This window comes from Mesorhizobium sp. WSM4821 (genome assembly GCF_055901555.1).
In genome coordinates, this window is record NZ_CM148371.1 from 5,776,680 (window position 1) to 5,794,471 (window position 17,792).

Consider the following 17,792-nt stretch of genomic DNA (forward strand, 5'->3'; position numbering starts at 1 on the left):
CTGGGTGTAGCCGAGGGGGCACAGGTACACAGGGGACCCCTACCTACTGCTTGTTCTGGGCCCGCCTGCGAACAGGTTAGCCAGCTATCACTGGCGTCTTTGCGGATGCTTTCGGATTGCAACAAGCACCGCGCCGTCATCCAAGCTAGTTTCAACAGACCCTACCGCGGCCAGCGCGTCAGTGGCATCCACCGAATCCCCATCCGGTCCAGGCCCTCTGATAATGAAATGTCCTTTCTCACATGTGAAGTCCCACTTGTGCAGCTGCTTGTACGATTCCGTCTTTCCTTCGTTTTCAGCATGATAAAGCACGACGAAACCATCTTGTTTTGTGACCGATAGCATCTGTTGTATTGCCTTGAGTGGACTAGCCGTGTGGTCTATACAATTCTGTCCATGCACGATGTCGAAACTGCAATCGCCAAATTGGGTGCTAAGATTTTCGGCGTCACCAAAAACTGTTCGCACAAGAGGTTGGATCCCAAAATCTCTCAGAACTTGATCATATTCTGATGCCAGCAGGTCAGTTGCAGTAATCATGATCTCTTTCGAGGCATGCACTTTGCCGAGCTTCGTCAAGGGGCCAGCACCCACATCGAGTATGCAAACTGGGTTGGTCGTCAACCTGTCGACATATCGCCCAACGTGATCCTGAATTGGTAAATTGGGATCAAGACGTTCCTTGTAGTCCTCTGGCCAGAATGATCCCTGAGTGGAGAACCAGTGTCTCCAAAACAGAACTTCGTCTCTGAGCTGTTGGGATCGGCTGTCTCCCTCCAGCCAGCGCAGGATCTTTCGTACGAGCCGCCGAGCCCTAGCCAACACCGATGTCGATCTTCTCAAAGACCATTCTCTAGCCATGACGGGAATCCTCGCGGTGAAGAGGGTTTACGGTCCGCTCTGGCCGCGACGACGACCAGGGCAATGACGACAAGTCTGACCATGCGACACTCTCGCCCAAGCGATGCACCTGCGGCCAATATAGGAAGTGAATTGGCCGTTTTCAGGATGTCCGCGCCGGGCCGACTAGACATGTAATTGCCGGGCCCGCTGTACAGACCCCCGCCAGGACCGGAATACAGTCCAGCTCCGGGCCCTGTATAAAACCTCCACCCGGGCCTGTGTAGAAGCCACCTCCCGGGCCAGTATACGCACCGCCCCCAGGCCGTCCTCCACCTGGACCGGTGTAGGCGCCTCCTCGCGATCAGGGCTCGGTAACGACCGAAGCCTTGGCGAAAGCAGTGCGCAAAGATCGCCGATTCAGGGCAGCGGGATCGGCTTTTCGCTGAGTGTGCGCAAGTAGGCGATCATGTTGACCCGTTCGGTCTCGTCCGGGACACCGGGAGTCTCCATCTTGACGCCCGGCGTGGTGAGCATGGGCCCGAAGAGAAATCTGTTCAGATCCTCGTACGTCCAGACACCCTCCCAGGCCAGCAAGGTGTCAGAGTAGCGCATATCTGCCATGGATGCCTTGTCGCGGCCGACGACGCTCCACAAGTTGGGTCCTATTTTGTTTCCTCCCTGTGGCTCGGCTTCGTGGCAAGTAGTACATCGGCGGGTGTATTCGGTTCGGCCTTTCTCGACATCCGCAGAAGCCAACTTCATTGAGATTGGGGCTGGTGTTGGCAAGACGACGCCATGCGCCAAGAGATAGTCGGCAACTTCGCGTTGCCCCCTGTTTTTTGCCAGATGGAGCGGCGTCTTGCCGTGCATTGCCTTCGCATTCACGTCCGCTCCGGCCTCGACCAGTGCCTTCACGCAGTCGAAACAATCGAGAGTGACGGCGACATGAAGGGCAAACTCGCCACCACGATCGGAATTTGGATCCGCGTCCCGCTCCAGCAACAGGTTTAACAGATCGATCTTGCCTGTCCCGACAGCCGCCATCAGTGGGGGACCACCAGTCGTCTGGGCGTTGACGTCGGCACCACGTTCTATGAGCAGTTTTGCCGCTTCGATGTGGCCCATAAAGACCGCGAGATAGAGCGGCGTTGCGCTTCCATCACTCTCATCTACATCAGCGCCCGCATCGAGCGCCGCCGTGATTGCTGCGACATCGCCGTTCATGGCGGCGTCGTGAATGTCGGCGGCATGCGATACAATCGGTGCAAGCAGCAGTGGAATGAAGAGCAAGGGCATGCGCATTTTGGCATCTCCCAAGGCAAACCGCGATATGCGCTTTCAAGCCGGCAAAAGTACCACGACTGCCTGATCGTAGCCACTGACATTGGAAGCCCCGAGAGAATGAAAGTTTTCAGGAAGACCGGCCAGATCGTACCGGTTAAATCCCGTCAGAAAAAGAACCAAACGCGCTAGGCTGGCTCTCTGCCCTGGCAGCTTCGGGCGGGCGTAGCGGAGTCCCACTCGAAGGTGCACAAGGCGGGCGGGCTGCGAACTGAAAACCGACCAAAAAGTGCTCGCCATAAACGGGACGCTTTCTCTGCGCCTCAGCTTAGTGACGGCTGCCGGCGAGAGGCGGCTGGGCCATCGTCGGGTGGCAACCGCCCGTCGAACCTTGGTCCCTCAGCACAGTTGACACATACCCACCAGTCGGTATGCTTCGACCATGAAGACCGACATGCACAGCTCGCGCTTGAAGTTGCTCGACGCCGCAATTTCCGTATTTCGGATGAAGGGTTATTCGGCCACCCGTATCGAGGATATATGCACACAAGCCGGTCTGACAAAGGGCAGCTTCTTTCACCATTTCGACAGCAAGGAGTCGTTGGCGATCGCGGCTGCGGAACATTGGACCCTTGTCACCGACACCGGCTTTGAGGCCGCTTCTTACCGACAGGCGCCGATGCGGCGAGATCAGCTGCTTGGGTATGTTGACCATCGCCGCGCGATGTTAACGGGCAAGCTCGCAGCGATCACATGTCTGGCTGGAACGCTAGTCCAGGAAACATACGAAACTGTCCCGGCCGTGCGGAATGCGTTTGCCCGCTCGATTGCCCATCACCGCGAATACGTCACGACCCTCGTGCAGACCGCCAAGGACGAATGCGCGCCAGGCGCAGAGTGGTCGGCGAAAGATGTGGCCGACTACACGCAGGCGGTATTGCAAGGTGCCTTTGTTCTCGCGAAAGCCGAAACGGACGCCGCGGTGGCGGACCGCTCGCTGGTGCTGCTCAAGGACCACCTGGAACGACTACTGCCTGTTGCTGTTGCTCAATCGAAGAGGCGAACATGAGTGCCAAGATCGAGACAATCACCGAGCGTAGGCGTCGCATCGAAGCGGGGGGCCTCAGCATCAGTGACGTGCGACGCGAGGTTGGCGCGTTAATTGAGGGGAACAAGGATCTCAACGCCTTCATCTCAGTGATGCTGGACGACACTAGCAATGGAGACGCGAAGCTTCCGCTTGCCGGCGTGCCCATCGGCATCAAGGATTTCTTCGATACGGCCGGCGTGCGCACAACTGCCGCTGTTGAACAGTTTGCCGACCGAGTCCCGACAGAAGATGCCGACGCTGTACGACAGTTGAAGTCTCTTGGCGCAATGCTCGTCGGCAAGACAAACATGCATGCTTTGGGGATGGGGACGACTGCGCTAGACAGCCACTTTGGTCCGGTTCGCAATCCATGGTTCCCGGATCGCGTCGCCGGCGGCTCGTCAGGTGGGTCGGCGGCGGCAGTCGCGGCCGGAATATGCTTTGCAACGATCGACACTGACGCTGTGGGCTCTGCCAGGCTCCCCGCCGCCTGCTGTGCCGTTACCGCTTTCAAGCCAAGTTACGGACGGCTCCCTACCGACGGGATTCTCCGCGGAGAGCCAGTTGATCCTGCGATTCTCGCGTTGAACCATACGTCGATCACGGCACGAAGCGCAGAAGATGCAGCGTTCCTGTTGGCCGCGCTGAGCGACGCGTCTTCGGCGACCATGCCTCGCCTGGCGCGCCTCGGGGTGGCCCGAAACTATTCTGCGGCCGAACCGATGAAACAGAAGTTTGAAGAATCATTGCCCTTCATCATGAGAATGGCCGCCTCCTACAAGGATGTAGAGGTGCCGTTTTCCGATGCGCGATTTGATCCCACCGGCGTTGAAGCGGCACGAGCGGCAATCAACGAGCGCCTATTTGCCGACGTCGATTTGATCGTGCTGCCCACGCTGGTCGATCCGGTCCCCACGATCGAGAAGGCTCAGCGCGGCGGCGCCCAAGCTGTTTCGCCTGCAAACACCTTCTTCGCCAATTACTTCGGCCTTCCTGCCATCAGCATCCCCACCGAATTGGATCAGCAGTTGGGCCCGATAGCACTGCAGATTGTCGGTCCCATCGGTGCAGATGGAAGCGTTCTGGAGTTCGCCCGCAGGATGCAGGAGCAATATCCGCCTGTGCTAGCCGAGCAGATCGAGTTGTAACCGACCTTAGCGCTAATTCGAAGGTCGTTTCCGCGCCAATTCCGGTCATTCGCCGGGCTTCTCTATTGCCCGCATTGCATCCAGGCGGGTCGTAGGGGGCGGTCAGATAATGTGCGTGAACTCCATATCGACTGTCCGCCCGCTTAGCGATTATGTCCTCATGGACGCCGCCGCACATCGTATCGAAGACCCCTTTTGCCATTGTCGGCGATATGGCTGGAGAAGGGTGTCGTCCGGTCCCTCTCGCCCAAAGTTCCGCAAGCCGTTCCTTGCGCTCGAGCACGCCCGCGCCCCGCGGCTTCGCGGTGGCGGCCGGTGCCTCGGCTTGCGCTTTGTCTGCCATGCGTTCTGCCTCCTGCTAAGAAACGATATGGTGTTGATAGCAACTTGTCAGCCTGAGCAACGTTGGCGAACTGAGATCGTGCCCGTGCCGCAACGCCGCGGTCCAGCATCTCGGCCGGGAATGCAACATCTGACACAGCTAGTCGGCAGAGCTCGTCCGTTTCCGCTCCCGGCGGGCGGCCGCCTTTCTTGCCACCCGCAGTTCGTCGAGCGTCGGTTGCCACCAGATCCGGCGCTCGATTTCCGCTCTGGGTCTCAACGGCCAAGTTTTGACGAGCTCGTCCAGCGTTGGCGGGCACCAACGCCCCCAGACATAGTCGCTTGCGACCGTAATGTTGCTGTAGGAGCTGCGCAGGGTTGCTGGGTCGACCGGCTCACCGTCGCAGTCCACGAAAACCACAATTCCATACTCAGAAGTCATAACAGGCCGACCGAAAGGCGGCAGGTTCTCGGGGTCGAGCGGATAGCGGCGCCGGTGACGTTCTGCGGCGCGGGCTCGAGCGGCCCGCTCTTTGTCGGAGCCTCGGTTCTCGATGCGGCGTTTCTTGCGCTCTTCGGGCTCGTTACGCCTCGCCGCCTCTTCGATCCGGCTCCAGCGCCGACGCAACTGTTCATAGGACCGATACGGCACCGTCCAGAGGCGACGGTCGGCATCCCAGAACGCAAATGGAACCTCGCGCATCTGCTCGACGATCATTCGGGAGTAGGGAGTGACGACCTCCATCCGATCTTCACGAAGCCGCAGATACTTTGAGACGATCGGATCAAAGGCGTAGGCATCTCGCCCTTTTCGGTCTGAATATAAGTCCGCCTGAGCCGACTCTTTCGCAAGCCACCGATCAAAGCGCTTAGCCGCGGTCTTTCCGGGGACAAACCAAGCCTTCAGGTCATCACTCCAACGCGCCCTCGGAAAGGCCGTTCGGAAACGCTCGACGGTCATGCGGTCATACGGAAAGGACGCCGTCGCGCCTGGATGCAGCTCGCCGCTCGTGTTTTCCTTTTCGCCGTTCTTCATCACCATTGCGCCGTCACCGGCAATCGCTTCGCTGAACAACGCCTCACCTGGGCAACGGTTCTCCACGAGGCCAGTATCCCAATCAACGACAAACGAAACCATCCAGCGGCTTTGGCTCGCTTGAAGATGCAGCCTATTGTGGTCCCTGACCAGCATCTCGCGTGGCTGGTCGACAACTTCAGGTCAGACGAGTGCTGTCTATCGTCCTGACCCGCACCGCCGGTAATGGAAAGACTGTCACTGCCGGCACGTGTGGCTTGAGCGAAGCACGGTTTTTTCCCGATACGCCCGAACTTAGCGGAGGGGCGCGGAACAAATTCCCCGCATCCCAGTTTATTGGCGCTGATTACGGGGTAGTACGCGATGCTTCTTGTCTTGGACGATGCGATCTCAACGGCTGTCTTGGCCGGCAGAGGGGCGGATGCAGAAATTTTCGGGGTGATTGACCTCACCAGCGAAACCGGAACCCGGATCAGGGCCTTGAGCTTAGGACGGGCCATTCAGTTCGTAGCCAATGCGTCAGTGCTGGGCTACGACGTTCGTAACGCGATGGTCTTATATGGCGAACCAGGGACGCCAAGCTTGAGGGTATGGGACTGCGAACATCTGTGGGCGCAATATGGTGGTGCATTGCTCCAGCCATAGTCCCAAGCTCCGGTTTGTGCACAGTTGAACAACCGCCTATCAGGGGGAGGTACTCAGGCGCGATCGAAAGAGGTGATTGGCCTCTCCCAGAGCCGAGGTCACTCTTCCTCGTCACTGAAGCCTAGCAGTGACGCATGGCGTATGTGGCTGTGATCGCCACGGAGATGCTTAACGCGCAGCTTTACACCAGACCCGACCCACTGGGTTGCAGGCCGTTTCTTCATGCCCTCCGGCGGCGGGCCAGCGTGTTCCCTAACCCGCCTCAACAGCCGCTCCTTCATGTCGCGGCCTAAGGTTATGAAGGCAGAACCGACATACTTCCCGGTTCCTGGTTCTCCCAACAGGGCGAAGGCCGCCTTGCCAGGCTCGCGATCGATGCCCAGCAGTTCGAATTCGTCGACCGTGAAGCTCTTGGTCTTCAGCCAGTCCGAGGTCGGGCCGCTGCTATATTTGCTGTCGGGCCGCTTCGATACAATTCCCTCAAGCTCGATCTGGTCGACCAGATTAAAGATCGACTTCGCGTCACCGGGGATGGCCTCGCTGAACTGTATCCGGCTGTGCGGCTTTATAATACCGTAAAGAATTTCGCGGCGCGCCTTGCAGCCGATGTCGCGCAAGTCGCGGCCGTTTAGGTGCAGAATGTCGAATGCGCAGAGGTGCATGGCACAGGGATTGTTGTGGACGGCTTTCTGGAGCGCGTTGAAGTCGGGCATACCGGCAATGTTGGTGACTACCGCCTCTCCGTCGATGATGGCGTCATCGACCTCGAGTTCCCTCGCTGCTTCGACGATGCCCAGATATTTACGCGTCCAATCCTTACCGGTTTTGGTGAAGACGCGAATATCCTCGGGGCTGGTGATGATGATTTGCGAGCGGTAGCCATCCAGCTTGATCTCATGAATCCAATTGTCACCCTCGGGCGGCTTAACCACCAGCTTGGGCTCCATCGGAGGTATGAACTCAAGTCGGCGGATTCGTTTTTGCACCGATTCGACTCTAGGTCCGTTGATTCCGGCGGCCAGGGGAACGAAACATGATTATTTTACTAAATTAGCAATGATGCATGAAATCGCCTATAATTCGCCAGCCGGTGAAACGACCCAAGCCGGTTAGGCCCGGCGGTCCACCGGTCAACCCCCGAATGGCTGCCGGGCTGCCGCATTGGTAGATCTCACGCAGCCCAGCCCCGTAGCAGCCCTTCCACCTAAAAAAGAAGCAGGCCCCTCCACGGGAAAGCCTGCTTCTTGCGGTGTGTTGACTTCCGTAAAGACGGAAAGGCTCACCGCCGAACATTGCAACGCGCGGCGCAGCCGACGGTTCCCACCCGACTGACAAACGCACGGGTACGACGGTGGAGCAAGCGGGAGAGATGATAGCAGGTGAGGCCTTGGATCTTCCGTGCGACCCACCGGCGCAGGGCATTGGCCGTCGAGACCACCCTGCCGCGCGGCCGTTCGTGACGGAAATGAAATCGAATATATCCAAATGGCCCATCCGCCGCCAACAGCGTCCCTTTCCGGCTGGCAACGCCGCAGCGATCGACAACGTTCCCGGCAGGGCAGAAAAGGCGTGAGCATTTCGAACTTGTCGTCAACCACTCGGCTTCAAGGGCGGTCGCCTCTCAGAATTGCCCGCGCACGCGTTAAGCCTTTTCTACCCTGTCCTTGAGCTTGCTCAGGAACGTCGCCAGAGCATCCTGCGGGCGATCGGCCTCCTCGGTCAGCATGTCGATGCCCCAGCGTCCGAGGACCGCTTCCTGGACGACGCTCGGTTGCGGCATGAAGACGAAGGATTTCGGACGATTCTTTTCGTAGCCGGATCGGCGCCAGGTTTCCCAAAGCCGATACAGCAACAGCCGGATGTTCATATCGGACATGCTGTAGCCGATGAACAGGATGGTGCGCCCCAGTGCGTCGGCGCGAAACTTCACGTCCAGCGGAGAATCGAACGACAGCCGCTCGAAATAGTCAGACTCCGCCAGAACCAGCGATGCGTCGTCATCGAAATCCCCGTGGTATTTGATGATCTGGGTAGCCTCGCCATTCACCTTGGCAATATCCTTGGCGTTGGCCACCTTTACGAACGGTCGGTCATGGACTTCGAACGCAACCTCAAGATTGCGATCGTAGTTGGTGGTGTAGATGATCGGGAAATCGAGTGACACGATCAGCTCGTGGATCGCGGAACCTTTCACTTTTTCCCGCGAGACGCTCCATTCGCGATCCATCCAGCTGCGCAAGGAGCCGATACTCCCATGCTTTAGCCGGTAGTATTCGGCGAGAGCCTGGTAGCTGGGTTCAGGCATATCGACCGTGGCGCGGTCGAGGCCGAGTTCGTCCTCCATATGCTCGATGAGCTTGTCCCAGGATGGCAGGCCGACGCTCATCGACACCCCCGCTCCGACGAACAAGATCGCTCGTCGCTCTTTCACGGATTGAGCCAGTTGCTCGATTACGGACGCCATAGCCAGCTAACCGGGTAATGTTTTACACAACTGCCAGGAGCGTGCTCTGTTCCGGCCGGCCGTACGAAAGATGGGATCGAAGCCGGGCCACCAGCAACAGTGCTCGGAGCGCCGGTGCGGGCCAAGTGTCCATCAAAGATAGCTGAGCTCCCGGACTCCGAGCCCATAAAGGATGCCGCTGCCGCGGCGCATAGGCAAAAGCGCAAAAACCGAGCCGGTCAAGGCTCCAAAGCTGAAATGGGCGAGCAGCCTGCTCGTTCGCGGGTCCTGCTCGTCACCGGCGATTGCGACGCGCTCGACGCTCTCACGAGGTGGCAGGAACAGCGCTCGCGGTTGTCCAGCAACGCGTGAAGACGCCTCATGGCGATGGTCATCGCGAGCGTGGCCGCAAGTCCCGCCAGAGCTCCTGATAATCCGCTGCAACACCTTCTCGCGAAATGATGTTGCCCAACGGGGGACGTCGCCAAATGGGGTGCTGGCGCGATTGTGCCCGCGCTAGCAGTCGTCTCAGATGGAAAAAACTCCTCCCGGCCGGGTCCGTCAGGGAAAAGCATGCTCCGGCGGGTACTTGGTCGTGCGCGAGGGCTCAGGCTTTCGCTGCCCAGCAATTCACGTCTGGCTGGAGGGTCTGGAACCGCTGAGCCAGACTGAAGTTTAGCTGCGAAGGAGACCATGATGGCCACACATCGGAAAGCCGAGGCAGCCAGAGGCGATATTCAGGCAGGAAAGACGCAAGATAAGACTCCAGGATTTGACCCCGCCGCTGCACCTCAAGAGACCGACGCAGAAGCGGCAGGTTTGCCGAATCCTGTTGACGAGGCTCGTCCACTGCGACAGCCAGAGTTTACGAATGAAGCAAGCTTTGCCAATGCGATGCGGCCGGTAGAAAGCGAGCCCGATCTTCAGCCTCGCAACAACTGGCCGTTGCTGGTGATTGCGGCAGTCGTTCTCGTAGCGGCCGCGGTCTTTGTTATAGCAGCCATGCTGGGCTAGCGAAGCACGTTTTCAGAGCTCATTCGTAGCCGAGGGCAAAATCATTGTGAGCATCTGTCGCGGCTATCGCAGCCTGGCCGAAAGCGACTGTGATCTGGTTCAAAGCCTTGACGAGGTCGCCAATGGCATAGACCCCCTCGACCGAGGTCCGCTGATGCTTGTCGACGATGATGTAGCCGTCGTCGCAGCATTTGACGCCCATTGCCAGCGCGAGCTCGGAACGCACCCGACAACCCATAGCCGGATAGATGACGTCAAAATGGCGCACCTCGCCGTCCTTGAGGATGGCCTCATAACCACTATCGGTAGGAACAAATTTTTCGAATGCATCGCAGATGCCAATGTTCTCTTCCATTGCCACGCGCCGTGTGCTGGCTGAGAAATCAGGAAGATAGCGTGCGAGCATTGTGACGTGCTGCGTATACTGCTTGAGGAACATGGCCTCTCGCAATGCCCTCGTTTCGTGTCCGATAATCGCGACCCGACGATCTATGACTTCGTAGCCGTCACAAACCGGGCAAAGGCGTACGCTGCCTCTGGCGATAGCCTCGCTAAGGCGCGGAATCGCAGGCATAACGTCGACAACACCTGTCGCCAGGAATATCTTGCGGGCGACGATCCGCCCGCCGTTTGTCTCGGCGCCAAACCCGCCTACGGTCGGCTGAATTGATGACGCCTGATCCTGTACCAGGATCGCTCCGAATTTGGCGGCCTGAGCACGAAGGCGTTGCAGAAGTTCGGGGCCGCTGATCCCCTCCGGAAATCCCGGACAGTTATGGCTTTCCGCAATCAGCTTGGCGCGCGACTCACCCGCGTCGACGACGACGACCCCATGACGGAACCTGCCGAGATAGATGGCGGCCGCCAGCCCCGCAGGTCCGCCGCCAACGATGAGTACATCCGTCAATCGCGGATGAGGAGCTGAATGTCGGCGTCTGCGCACAGGTTGATCCATCCGCCCCGAACGGACGGATGGGAAAGATGTTCCAGCGACCGAAATCGAAAGCCGCGTGACGGCCGTCGCGGCAAGACGTACCACGCGAGCGCCGGCCGCGCGATCGTCAGCCAAAAATCCCCAGGACGGCAGGAAAGCCAAAGGCGAACCATATCCAGAAAAGCCGGTGGTAAGGGCGGGCAGCGAGGCCCCTGCCTTGGCGGCTTCGGATGCTAGATTGCCCGTCCGCCTAGACGCGGCTTGCTCCCTCCTGCCTCTACCCTGCCGAGCCAGTTGGGTCGAAGCGGAAAGCTGTGCTCGATGCCATCGACGCGCTCGAGAAGGCGACGAGACATCGATCTCGCACTGATCGATTGCCGTGGCCGCTCGCCTGCCAGGTTCGATCGGAAATGGCTATATCAAGTGGCTCTGCCTGATGACCTATGCACCGCACAGAGCTTCACGTTGATCTTTTGCGAAGAGCGCGGGCCGGCCCGATGAGAAGCCAAGTACAGGCGATAAGGCCAGACCACAGCTGTGAGAACTGGCACCTCTACTGCCTCGCCGACGAGGCGTCCGCACAAGCGTTCCTTGACCACTTCCCAGGCGTGATGTTCGATCCAAAAGCGCGACGGGAAAACGGCAAGGCACGTGATGTCTGGCGCCGGCCGGGCGAGTACAAGAGAACTCTCGATCTCGGGCCGCTGAGCGTCCCCGATATGCTGCGGAACTGAGGCAACGGCATGTGTAATCTCTACAACATCACCACCAGCCAGGAAGCCATCCGCCAGTGGACCCGCGCCTTGCGGGACATCATCGGCAATCTTGAACCGTCGATCGATATCTATCCCAATCAATTTGCCCCGGTTGTCCGAACTGCGGTCGACGGCGCACGCGAGCTGGCCAGTCTGCGCTGGGGGATGCCAACGCCGCTGGAGCGCGTCAGGGGCAACGCCGATTCCGGAACCACTAATATCCGCAATCCTCAATATGGTCACTGGCAGCGGTATGTCGGCGTCGAGCATCGTTGCGTTGTGCCGGTGACGAGCTTTGCCGAGCCCAGCCCAACGCCTGGCGACAAGGACCCCGAGACAGGCGGAATTCAGCGGAACTACTGGTTCGCACTCAATGAGGACCGCCGGCTGTTCTTCTTCGCCGGCTTGTGGACGCGTTGGCACGGGGTACGCAAGGTCAAGGAGGGTCCCGGCGATCACGAGGTCTATGGCTTCCTGACGACCAAGCCCAATGCCCTCATCGCGCCGATTCACGAGAAGGCAATGCCTGTAATCCTGACCACGCAGGAGGAAACGGAGACATGGCTCAACGCGCCATGGTCAGAAGCAAAACGGCTACAACGCACCGCCCCCGACGATGCCCTCGTGGTGGTCGATAAACCCGCCAGCCAGATCAAGGTCCCGCAGGCGCCTACGCAAAACTCGTTGTTTTGAAGATGTACTGATGAGCGACGAACTGATCCGCATTCCCGGTGCGATGGAGCCCGTCACGCGCCCCGGCATTCAGCACTATCGGTGCGAGCATCCAAGCTGGCAAGAATGCCGGATGGGGTTTGCAAAGCCGAGGCAACCATGGAGCCGGGGATCCAGGCCGTTGTCGACTGATGTTGGAAGCCGGGTAGACGCGCGGAGAAATCATGCGCTCGCTTCGTCGCCTGATCGCGGCCGACAACATGGCGCAAAAAGAGAACGCCAGCTCGCGTCGAACTTGTGTTCATACGAGCGATGATGCGCGCCGCTCGACCGTCCTAATCCTCTTCGCGGAAATCCTGCATCGAGACATGCGGCAGGTCTTCTCGCCGCGCATGGGCTTGATCAGCCCCGAAATTGCCACCAGCAGAATATTAGCAACCTCTTGACGCTAGCCGGGCCCGCTCCAGAATCTCTGCATGGCGTGGGAAATAGCGGACATCAACATCGGCGATGAAGTGACGCTAACCGTGACCGTGCTTAGGATGCTGGATGGTGGCCGAGCCAGCGTCAGCATCCCCTCCTATGGCTTCCCCTATTCTATCCCAGCGCCCAAGAAGACCCAGCCAGGCGACGAGCTAGAGCTTAGAGGCGAGGTCACCCACGTCGACGAGGAGGACCAAAAGGTGACGGTGAAGGCCGGCGTGCTGATTACCGTCGATGCCGACACGATCACTGACTGGACGCCTGTTCCGCGCAAAAAACCCGAGCATGGAGATAAGGCCGATTAGCGAAGGCTAGCCGCAGCGAACGCGCCGGCCTCAAGCTGGTACGCATAGCGATTGAACAGACCTGTCCGGCTGCGTGTTGCCAAGCGAAGAAGCGGTGTTGCTTCTCTATGGCCCTGAGCCAGTCCTGAGGGCGAAGCCCTTGCCAAAACGATCATCGAGACGGTCGAAAAACCTACCGCTCGTCGATAACGCCCCGCTCTTGAATGCCCAAGCCTAGGCTGGTGAACGCCGAGAAACCAAAATCGCGGCCGGGCGAACGGCGCCGGTTGAATAACGGCTCGCGATTCTAAGCGGAAACTCGTCGCGCTCGGCCAAATTCACGCTAATGACCCGATCATGACTTTCCCCAGGCGCCCCGGCGGCTCGTTTAGCGGACCTTCATCTGAACCAGCGCATGGCAGTACCAGACGTTTCAAATGCGACAGGGCAATGCCTTTTCACGCGAGGCTGTCGGGATATTTCGTCGAGGCGCTGGCGCGTGAATGCCTCGGCGACGGAGTCGACGAAGACGCGCGTTTCGGCCGGCATCAGTGGCTCAGGGGCCGCCTAAGAAATAGCGTGGGCTCTATTCACCTCAAAGTGTCGAGCATTGCTTTGGCCTCTTTGAGGTCCGGTGTCGCAAAGCCTTCGGTGAACCAAGCATAAACCGGCGCGAGCAGATCGCGTGCGTCGGCATGCTTGCCCTGGACGCGCCAGAGCCGGGCGAGACTGGTTGCCGCGCGTAGCTCCCAGGACTTCGCGGATTGACGCCGGGCGATCTGGATCGCGCGCTGAAACGCGGCGCTCGCCTCGCCTGGACTTCCGCCGTCCGGCAGAGCTGTCAGAAACAGCCCTCGTAGTCGATGCAGTTCGGCGTCCGGCCAGCGCTGCCCCGTACGCTCGACCGCCGCTATAGCCTCGTCCAGTGCCCCGAGCCCGCGTCGCACGTCACCGGAGAGTGCGCAGGCGTCGGCAAGCAGACTCAGAAAGAAGGGCCGCATCCATTCCGCGCCGCTGCTCGTCCACTCCGCAAGGCCGCGCTCGATCGCCGCGATCCCGACTGCCCCGTGCCCTTGGCTAGCCATGGACCAGCCATTGACCACCGTCGCGCCGGCGCGCCACAGATCAAATTTCTGGTCCCGGGCCAATTCCAGCAACGACGCCGAGTGCTCCGCGGCCATTCCAGCGTTGCGGCCATACGCACCCGCCATCGCGCTGTACATCAGGGCAAACCCTTGAGTGTTTTTATGCCCAACACTGCGCGCCAACGCCAGTGCTTCGGCTTGCCGGCGAGATGCCTGATCTGGGTAGCCCAGCAGCCACAGCACCCAAATCAGATGCGACAGCACCGCAACTCCAAGGTCTTGTCCGAAGGTAAAGGCTGTTGAACCGTGCCGCTGCGGGTCGTACAGCGCAATAGCCTGCTCGAGGTGCTCCCGGGCGGCGGGCAACTCGCCGATCATTTCGTTGGTCGCCCCGCAAATCCGGTGCGCTACGCACAGTCGCTCCGGGTCGGGGTGCTGCTCGGCCAAGGCGAGAATATGTCCAGCGAGGTTTTGCTGCTCTCGGATCGCCATCCGGACATATTGGACAGCCCAAAACCCATACAGCACGGGGAATTGTTGTGGGACGTCGCCCAGGGATTTGACCAAATCTCGAGCGCGGGCGAAGGCGGCGGCGGTTTCAGACGCGGCGTAGCCGTGGCGGGCAATGCACGCCTGGCCGAGCATTGTCTGGAGATGCAGCTCACGCTCCGCTTGAGCGCGGTCCTCCGGCAAGAATCGCAAGAGTTCGATGCTCTTGGCGAGATGGCCAGTGGCTTCCGCAGCTGCCGAGCGCCGGAAGGCGCGTTCGCCAGCCCGCTGCCAGTAATCGGCGGCGCGCTCCATTGAGCCCGCTTGGGTGAAGTGATGAGCGAGCAGCTCAGGCTGGGTTTCGACGACGTCCGGCCACCGCTCCTCCAACATTTTGGCGATCCGCGAGTGCAACTTCTGCCGTGTGCTACGCAGCAGGCTCCCGTAGGCGGCATCCTGAACGAGCGCGTGTTTGAATGAGTAGATAGCTTCAGGCGGGGTGCCGCGGCGGAACGCGAGACCGGCGCTTACGAGCTCGTCCAATCCTTGCGTCAATACCGGCTCGGGAATTTCCGCCACCGTGACCAGCAGCTCATGGCTGAACTCTCGGCCGATAACCGCGCCGATCTGTGCCACCTGTTTTGCGACTGGCAGCCGATCCAACCGCGCCATCAGTGAGGCCTGCAAGGTGCTTGGCACCGAAAGCGCTGAGCCCACGCTATCGGGCTGACTGGCGCGCTCCAGTACGGCCTTCGTCAATTCCTCGATGAAGAGTGGTACACCATCAGTCTGCGCCACAATCCGCTCCAGCATCCCAGCCGGAAGCGCCTGACCGACGACAACCTGACTTGCGAGCGTCGTCGCCTGGCGAGGGCCAAGCCGGCTCAGCGACATCAAGATCACGCTGGCTTGGCCGACCCAAGGCGCATGAAACTCTGGCCGGAAGGATATGATCACCATTACCGGCAAAGAGGCTAGACGCATGATTAACCTGTCCAACAGCTCAAGCGAACTTGGGTCTGCCCAATGCGCGTCCTCGAACAGGATCAGCACGGGGGACCGACGTGCCCTTTCGTCCAGAATTCGGTTCAATGCTCTGAAGGTCTGCTCCTTCTTGCGCTCCGGACTGAGAGCCATCGGCGGATACCGCTCGCCACCCGGCACGCCGAGCAACTCGGCAATGAGCGCCACCTCCTCGAGAGTTGCGCCGAGTGGGAGAAGCAGAGCTTCCAGCTTATCAAGCCGTGCGTCCGCAGACTCGCTGCGCACGAAACCGGCATCGTTCTGCCAGCGTGCGATGACGGGCTGTAGCGCGCTGTCGCTGTGATGCGGCGAGCAGAAGTACTTGAGTTTGAGATGCACCTCTCCGGCCAGGCGCTCCTCAAGGGCGGCGATCAGGCGGGATTTGCCGATGCCGGGCTCGCCGGAGATAAGCGCCACCTGCCCTTCGCCGTCCTTTGCCTGCTGCCAACGGCGCAGCAGCAGCTCGAGCTCGTCATCGCGCCCGACCAGAGGGGAGAGGGAGGCCGCATGCATTGCCGCGAACCGGCTCTCAACCAAGGCTTCGCCCAGAACTTGCCAAGCGCACACAGCGCGAGACAGGCCTTTGAGGTGAAATTCGCCAAGCTCGCGGCACTCGAACAGGCCACCGATGCGGCGACGCGTTTGTGCGTCGATCACCGCGCAGCCAGGATCAGCGAGGGATTGTAGGCGCGCCGCAAGGTTTGGGGTCTCGCCTATTACCGTCTGCTCCTGTGCGGCCCCAGCACCCAGCAGGTCTCCGACGACCGCGAGACCACTGGCTATGCCTATGCGTGCGACCAGCCGATCGCCGGCTGGCGCGGCCTGACTGACCGCCTCCAGCGTAGCCAAGGCGGCGCGCACAGCGCTCTCGGGATCAGCCTCATCAGCTTGTGGCCAACCGAAATAGACAAGGACCCCGTCGCCCATATACTTTGCCACGAAGCCGCCATAGCGGCCAACAGTCTCGGCGACGCAGCGATGGTAGGTTCCGATGACCTCGCGCATGTCCTCCGGATCCAGGCGGGCTGCGAGTGCCGTCGAGCCGACGACGTCAACGAACATGACCGTTAGCTGCCGCCGCTCAGCCTCTGGAAGCGGCGGGACTGTCCCTGAGATCGCCGCCAGGGATCGCGTGGTCGAGGTGGCCGCTGTATGCGAATCCGCGCGCAGGGCGGTGATAGCGGCGAGCAGCTTGCGGCGATGACCAATCGATGTGACCCCGAGCGCCACGAGATCGTCGGCCGTGAGCTGGGGAAGCGTTTCAGCTTCAATGTCGTTGTCGCGAAAAGCCTGCTCGTATTGCTGCAGGCTTAGGCTCCGTAGCCATTTCGCGATATCCACGCCCCTTCTCCTCTTCGGCTGCGGGGGCTGCCCTGTTCTCGCGACTATATCCCAAATCGATGGAGTAGGCGGAATCTCTTTGGAAGCGGCCGCTGAAACGGCGATATCGGCGTGGAACGGGTTGCCTAACGAGCATTGCGCATCTCGAAAGGATGCCTGCCCTGAGATCAGGACTTGCCCATGCTCTTGCCCCGGGGAAGGTCAGCTTCGGAGAAGCGCCGGCAATGTCAAGAAATGGCGCGACCGAGCCGACCTGGACAACGGCTCGGATAATACCGCGATAGAGCGGTTACGTCTCGGCCGCTACCTGGGTCTGTCGAAACGAGCCTGTTGAGCCACGTCCGGAGCTACTCCTTAGGTTGCAATGCGCGCCGGACCAGGCCGTTAAAGCGTTCGGTGCATTACCAGCGTGTCCACGAACCCCAGAACCGGGTGCTCGAAACCTTGCGGAATCGTTCCGACAACGTCGAACCCCAGGTGACGCCAAAGCTTGACCGCGCGTTCGTTGGTACTGACCACACAGTTGAACTGCATGGCTCGAAAGCCTCGAGCAGCCGCACGCCCCAGAGAGTGCTGGCACATCGCCGTTGCAACGCCCCGGCCGACCGAGTCCGGCGCGGTCATATAACCGCAGTTGGCGACGTGGGCACCGCCGCCCCGTTGATTCGCGTGCAGATAATAGGTTCCGGCCACCAGTTCGTCCGTCTCTGCGACGAACACCTCGTGATCGGGGGAATACCAGTAGGACAGCGCGTCGGATCTGCTCCAGTCACGTGGCAGCGCGTAGGTTTCGCCTGCCCGCAATATGGGTTCGACTATGCGCCAAATTGGGTCGGCGTCTGCAAGTGTGGCAGTGCGAATAGTCAGCAAGGTTGGATTACCCAAGTTTGCGCGGTGGAGTTGCT

At 60.1% G+C, this 17,792-nt stretch carries 14 protein-coding genes; 6 read left to right on the forward strand and 8 right to left on the reverse strand.

All coding sequences use genetic code 11. The annotated features are described in order from the left end of the window. Positions 1–87: 87 nt before the first annotated feature. Both AC0NID_RS28310 and AC0NID_RS28315 read right to left on the reverse strand, forming a co-directional pair. Positions 88–579 carry a class I SAM-dependent methyltransferase gene (locus AC0NID_RS28310; RefSeq protein WP_474033351.1) on the reverse strand — a complete coding sequence of 164 codons (492 nt, stop codon included), beginning with the start codon at positions 577–579 and terminating at the stop codon, positions 88–90. A gap of 681 nt (positions 580–1,260) precedes the next feature. Further along, entirely contained in the window at positions 1,261–2,145 is an 885-nt protein-coding gene (locus AC0NID_RS28315) for an ankyrin repeat domain-containing protein (RefSeq protein ID WP_473455748.1), read from the reverse strand. Positions 2,146–2,566: 421 nt separating this feature from the next. Between AC0NID_RS28315 and AC0NID_RS28320 the strand changes: the two genes are divergently transcribed. Both AC0NID_RS28320 and AC0NID_RS28325 read left to right on the forward strand, forming a co-directional pair. Beyond that, a complete protein-coding gene (locus AC0NID_RS28320; RefSeq protein WP_473455749.1) occupies positions 2,567–3,193 on the forward strand; it encodes a TetR/AcrR family transcriptional regulator in 627 nt (208 codons plus the stop codon). Further along, positions 3,190–4,362: an amidase gene (locus AC0NID_RS28325; RefSeq protein WP_473455750.1), complete on the forward strand. Its 1,173-nt coding sequence runs from the start codon at positions 3,190–3,192 to the stop codon at positions 4,360–4,362. Before AC0NID_RS28320 ends, AC0NID_RS28325 begins: the two co-directional genes overlap by 4 nt. A gap of 481 nt (positions 4,363–4,843) precedes the next feature. On the opposite strand, the gene AC0NID_RS28330 is transcribed toward AC0NID_RS28325, so the two are convergent. The 3 genes from AC0NID_RS28330 to AC0NID_RS28340 all read right to left on the reverse strand — a co-directional run bounded on the left by AC0NID_RS28330 (position 4,844) and on the right by AC0NID_RS28340 (position 8,828). Further along, positions 4,844–5,758, reverse strand: a complete 915-nt coding sequence (locus tag AC0NID_RS28330; RefSeq protein ID WP_473455751.1) for a hypothetical protein — start codon at positions 5,756–5,758, stop codon at positions 4,844–4,846. A 704-nt stretch (positions 5,759–6,462) separates the two neighbouring features. Further along, positions 6,463–7,311 (reverse strand): ATP-dependent DNA ligase, encoded by an 849-nt coding sequence (locus AC0NID_RS28335; protein WP_473455752.1) that lies wholly within the window; start codon positions 7,309–7,311, stop codon positions 6,463–6,465. Between the two features lie 695 nt (positions 7,312–8,006). Further along, a complete protein-coding gene (locus AC0NID_RS28340) occupies positions 8,007–8,828 on the reverse strand; it encodes an SIR2 family NAD-dependent protein deacylase (protein ID WP_473455753.1) in 822 nt (273 codons plus the stop codon). Between the two features lie 675 nt (positions 8,829–9,503). Between AC0NID_RS28340 and AC0NID_RS28345 the strand changes: the two genes are divergently transcribed. Beyond that, positions 9,504–9,821 (forward strand): hypothetical protein, encoded by a 318-nt coding sequence (locus AC0NID_RS28345; RefSeq protein WP_473455755.1) that lies wholly within the window; start codon positions 9,504–9,506, stop codon positions 9,819–9,821. Between the two features lie 19 nt (positions 9,822–9,840). Here the strand turns inward: AC0NID_RS28345 and AC0NID_RS28350 are convergent, their stop codons facing one another. Further along, positions 9,841–10,917, reverse strand: coding sequence for an NAD(P)/FAD-dependent oxidoreductase (locus AC0NID_RS28350; protein WP_473455756.1), 1,077 nt, complete (start codon positions 10,915–10,917; stop codon positions 9,841–9,843). Between the two features lie 581 nt (positions 10,918–11,498). Here AC0NID_RS28350 and AC0NID_RS28355 point away from each other — a divergent pair. From AC0NID_RS28355 to AC0NID_RS28365, 3 genes are all read left to right on the forward strand, one after another. Next, positions 11,499–12,203 (forward strand): SOS response-associated peptidase, encoded by a 705-nt coding sequence (locus AC0NID_RS28355; RefSeq protein ID WP_473455757.1) that lies wholly within the window; start codon positions 11,499–11,501, stop codon positions 12,201–12,203. A gap of 203 nt (positions 12,204–12,406) precedes the next feature. After that, positions 12,407–12,628 (forward strand): hypothetical protein, encoded by a 222-nt coding sequence (locus AC0NID_RS28360; protein ID WP_473455759.1) that lies wholly within the window; start codon positions 12,407–12,409, stop codon positions 12,626–12,628. Between the two features lie 30 nt (positions 12,629–12,658). Further along, the gene (locus tag AC0NID_RS28365; protein WP_473455760.1) at positions 12,659–12,970 is read left to right on the forward strand and encodes a hypothetical protein; all 312 of its coding nucleotides are present in this window, start codon (positions 12,659–12,661) and stop codon (positions 12,968–12,970) included. A 569-nt stretch (positions 12,971–13,539) separates the two neighbouring features. On the opposite strand, the gene AC0NID_RS28370 is transcribed toward AC0NID_RS28365, so the two are convergent. Next, positions 13,540–16,887 (reverse strand): AAA family ATPase, encoded by a 3,348-nt coding sequence (locus tag AC0NID_RS28370; RefSeq protein ID WP_473455761.1) that lies wholly within the window; start codon positions 16,885–16,887, stop codon positions 13,540–13,542. Between the two features lie 384 nt (positions 16,888–17,271). Then, positions 17,272–17,754 carry a GNAT family N-acetyltransferase gene (locus AC0NID_RS28375; protein ID WP_473455873.1) on the reverse strand — a complete coding sequence of 161 codons (483 nt, stop codon included), beginning with the start codon at positions 17,752–17,754 and terminating at the stop codon, positions 17,272–17,274. Positions 17,755–17,792: the final 38 nt, after the last annotated feature.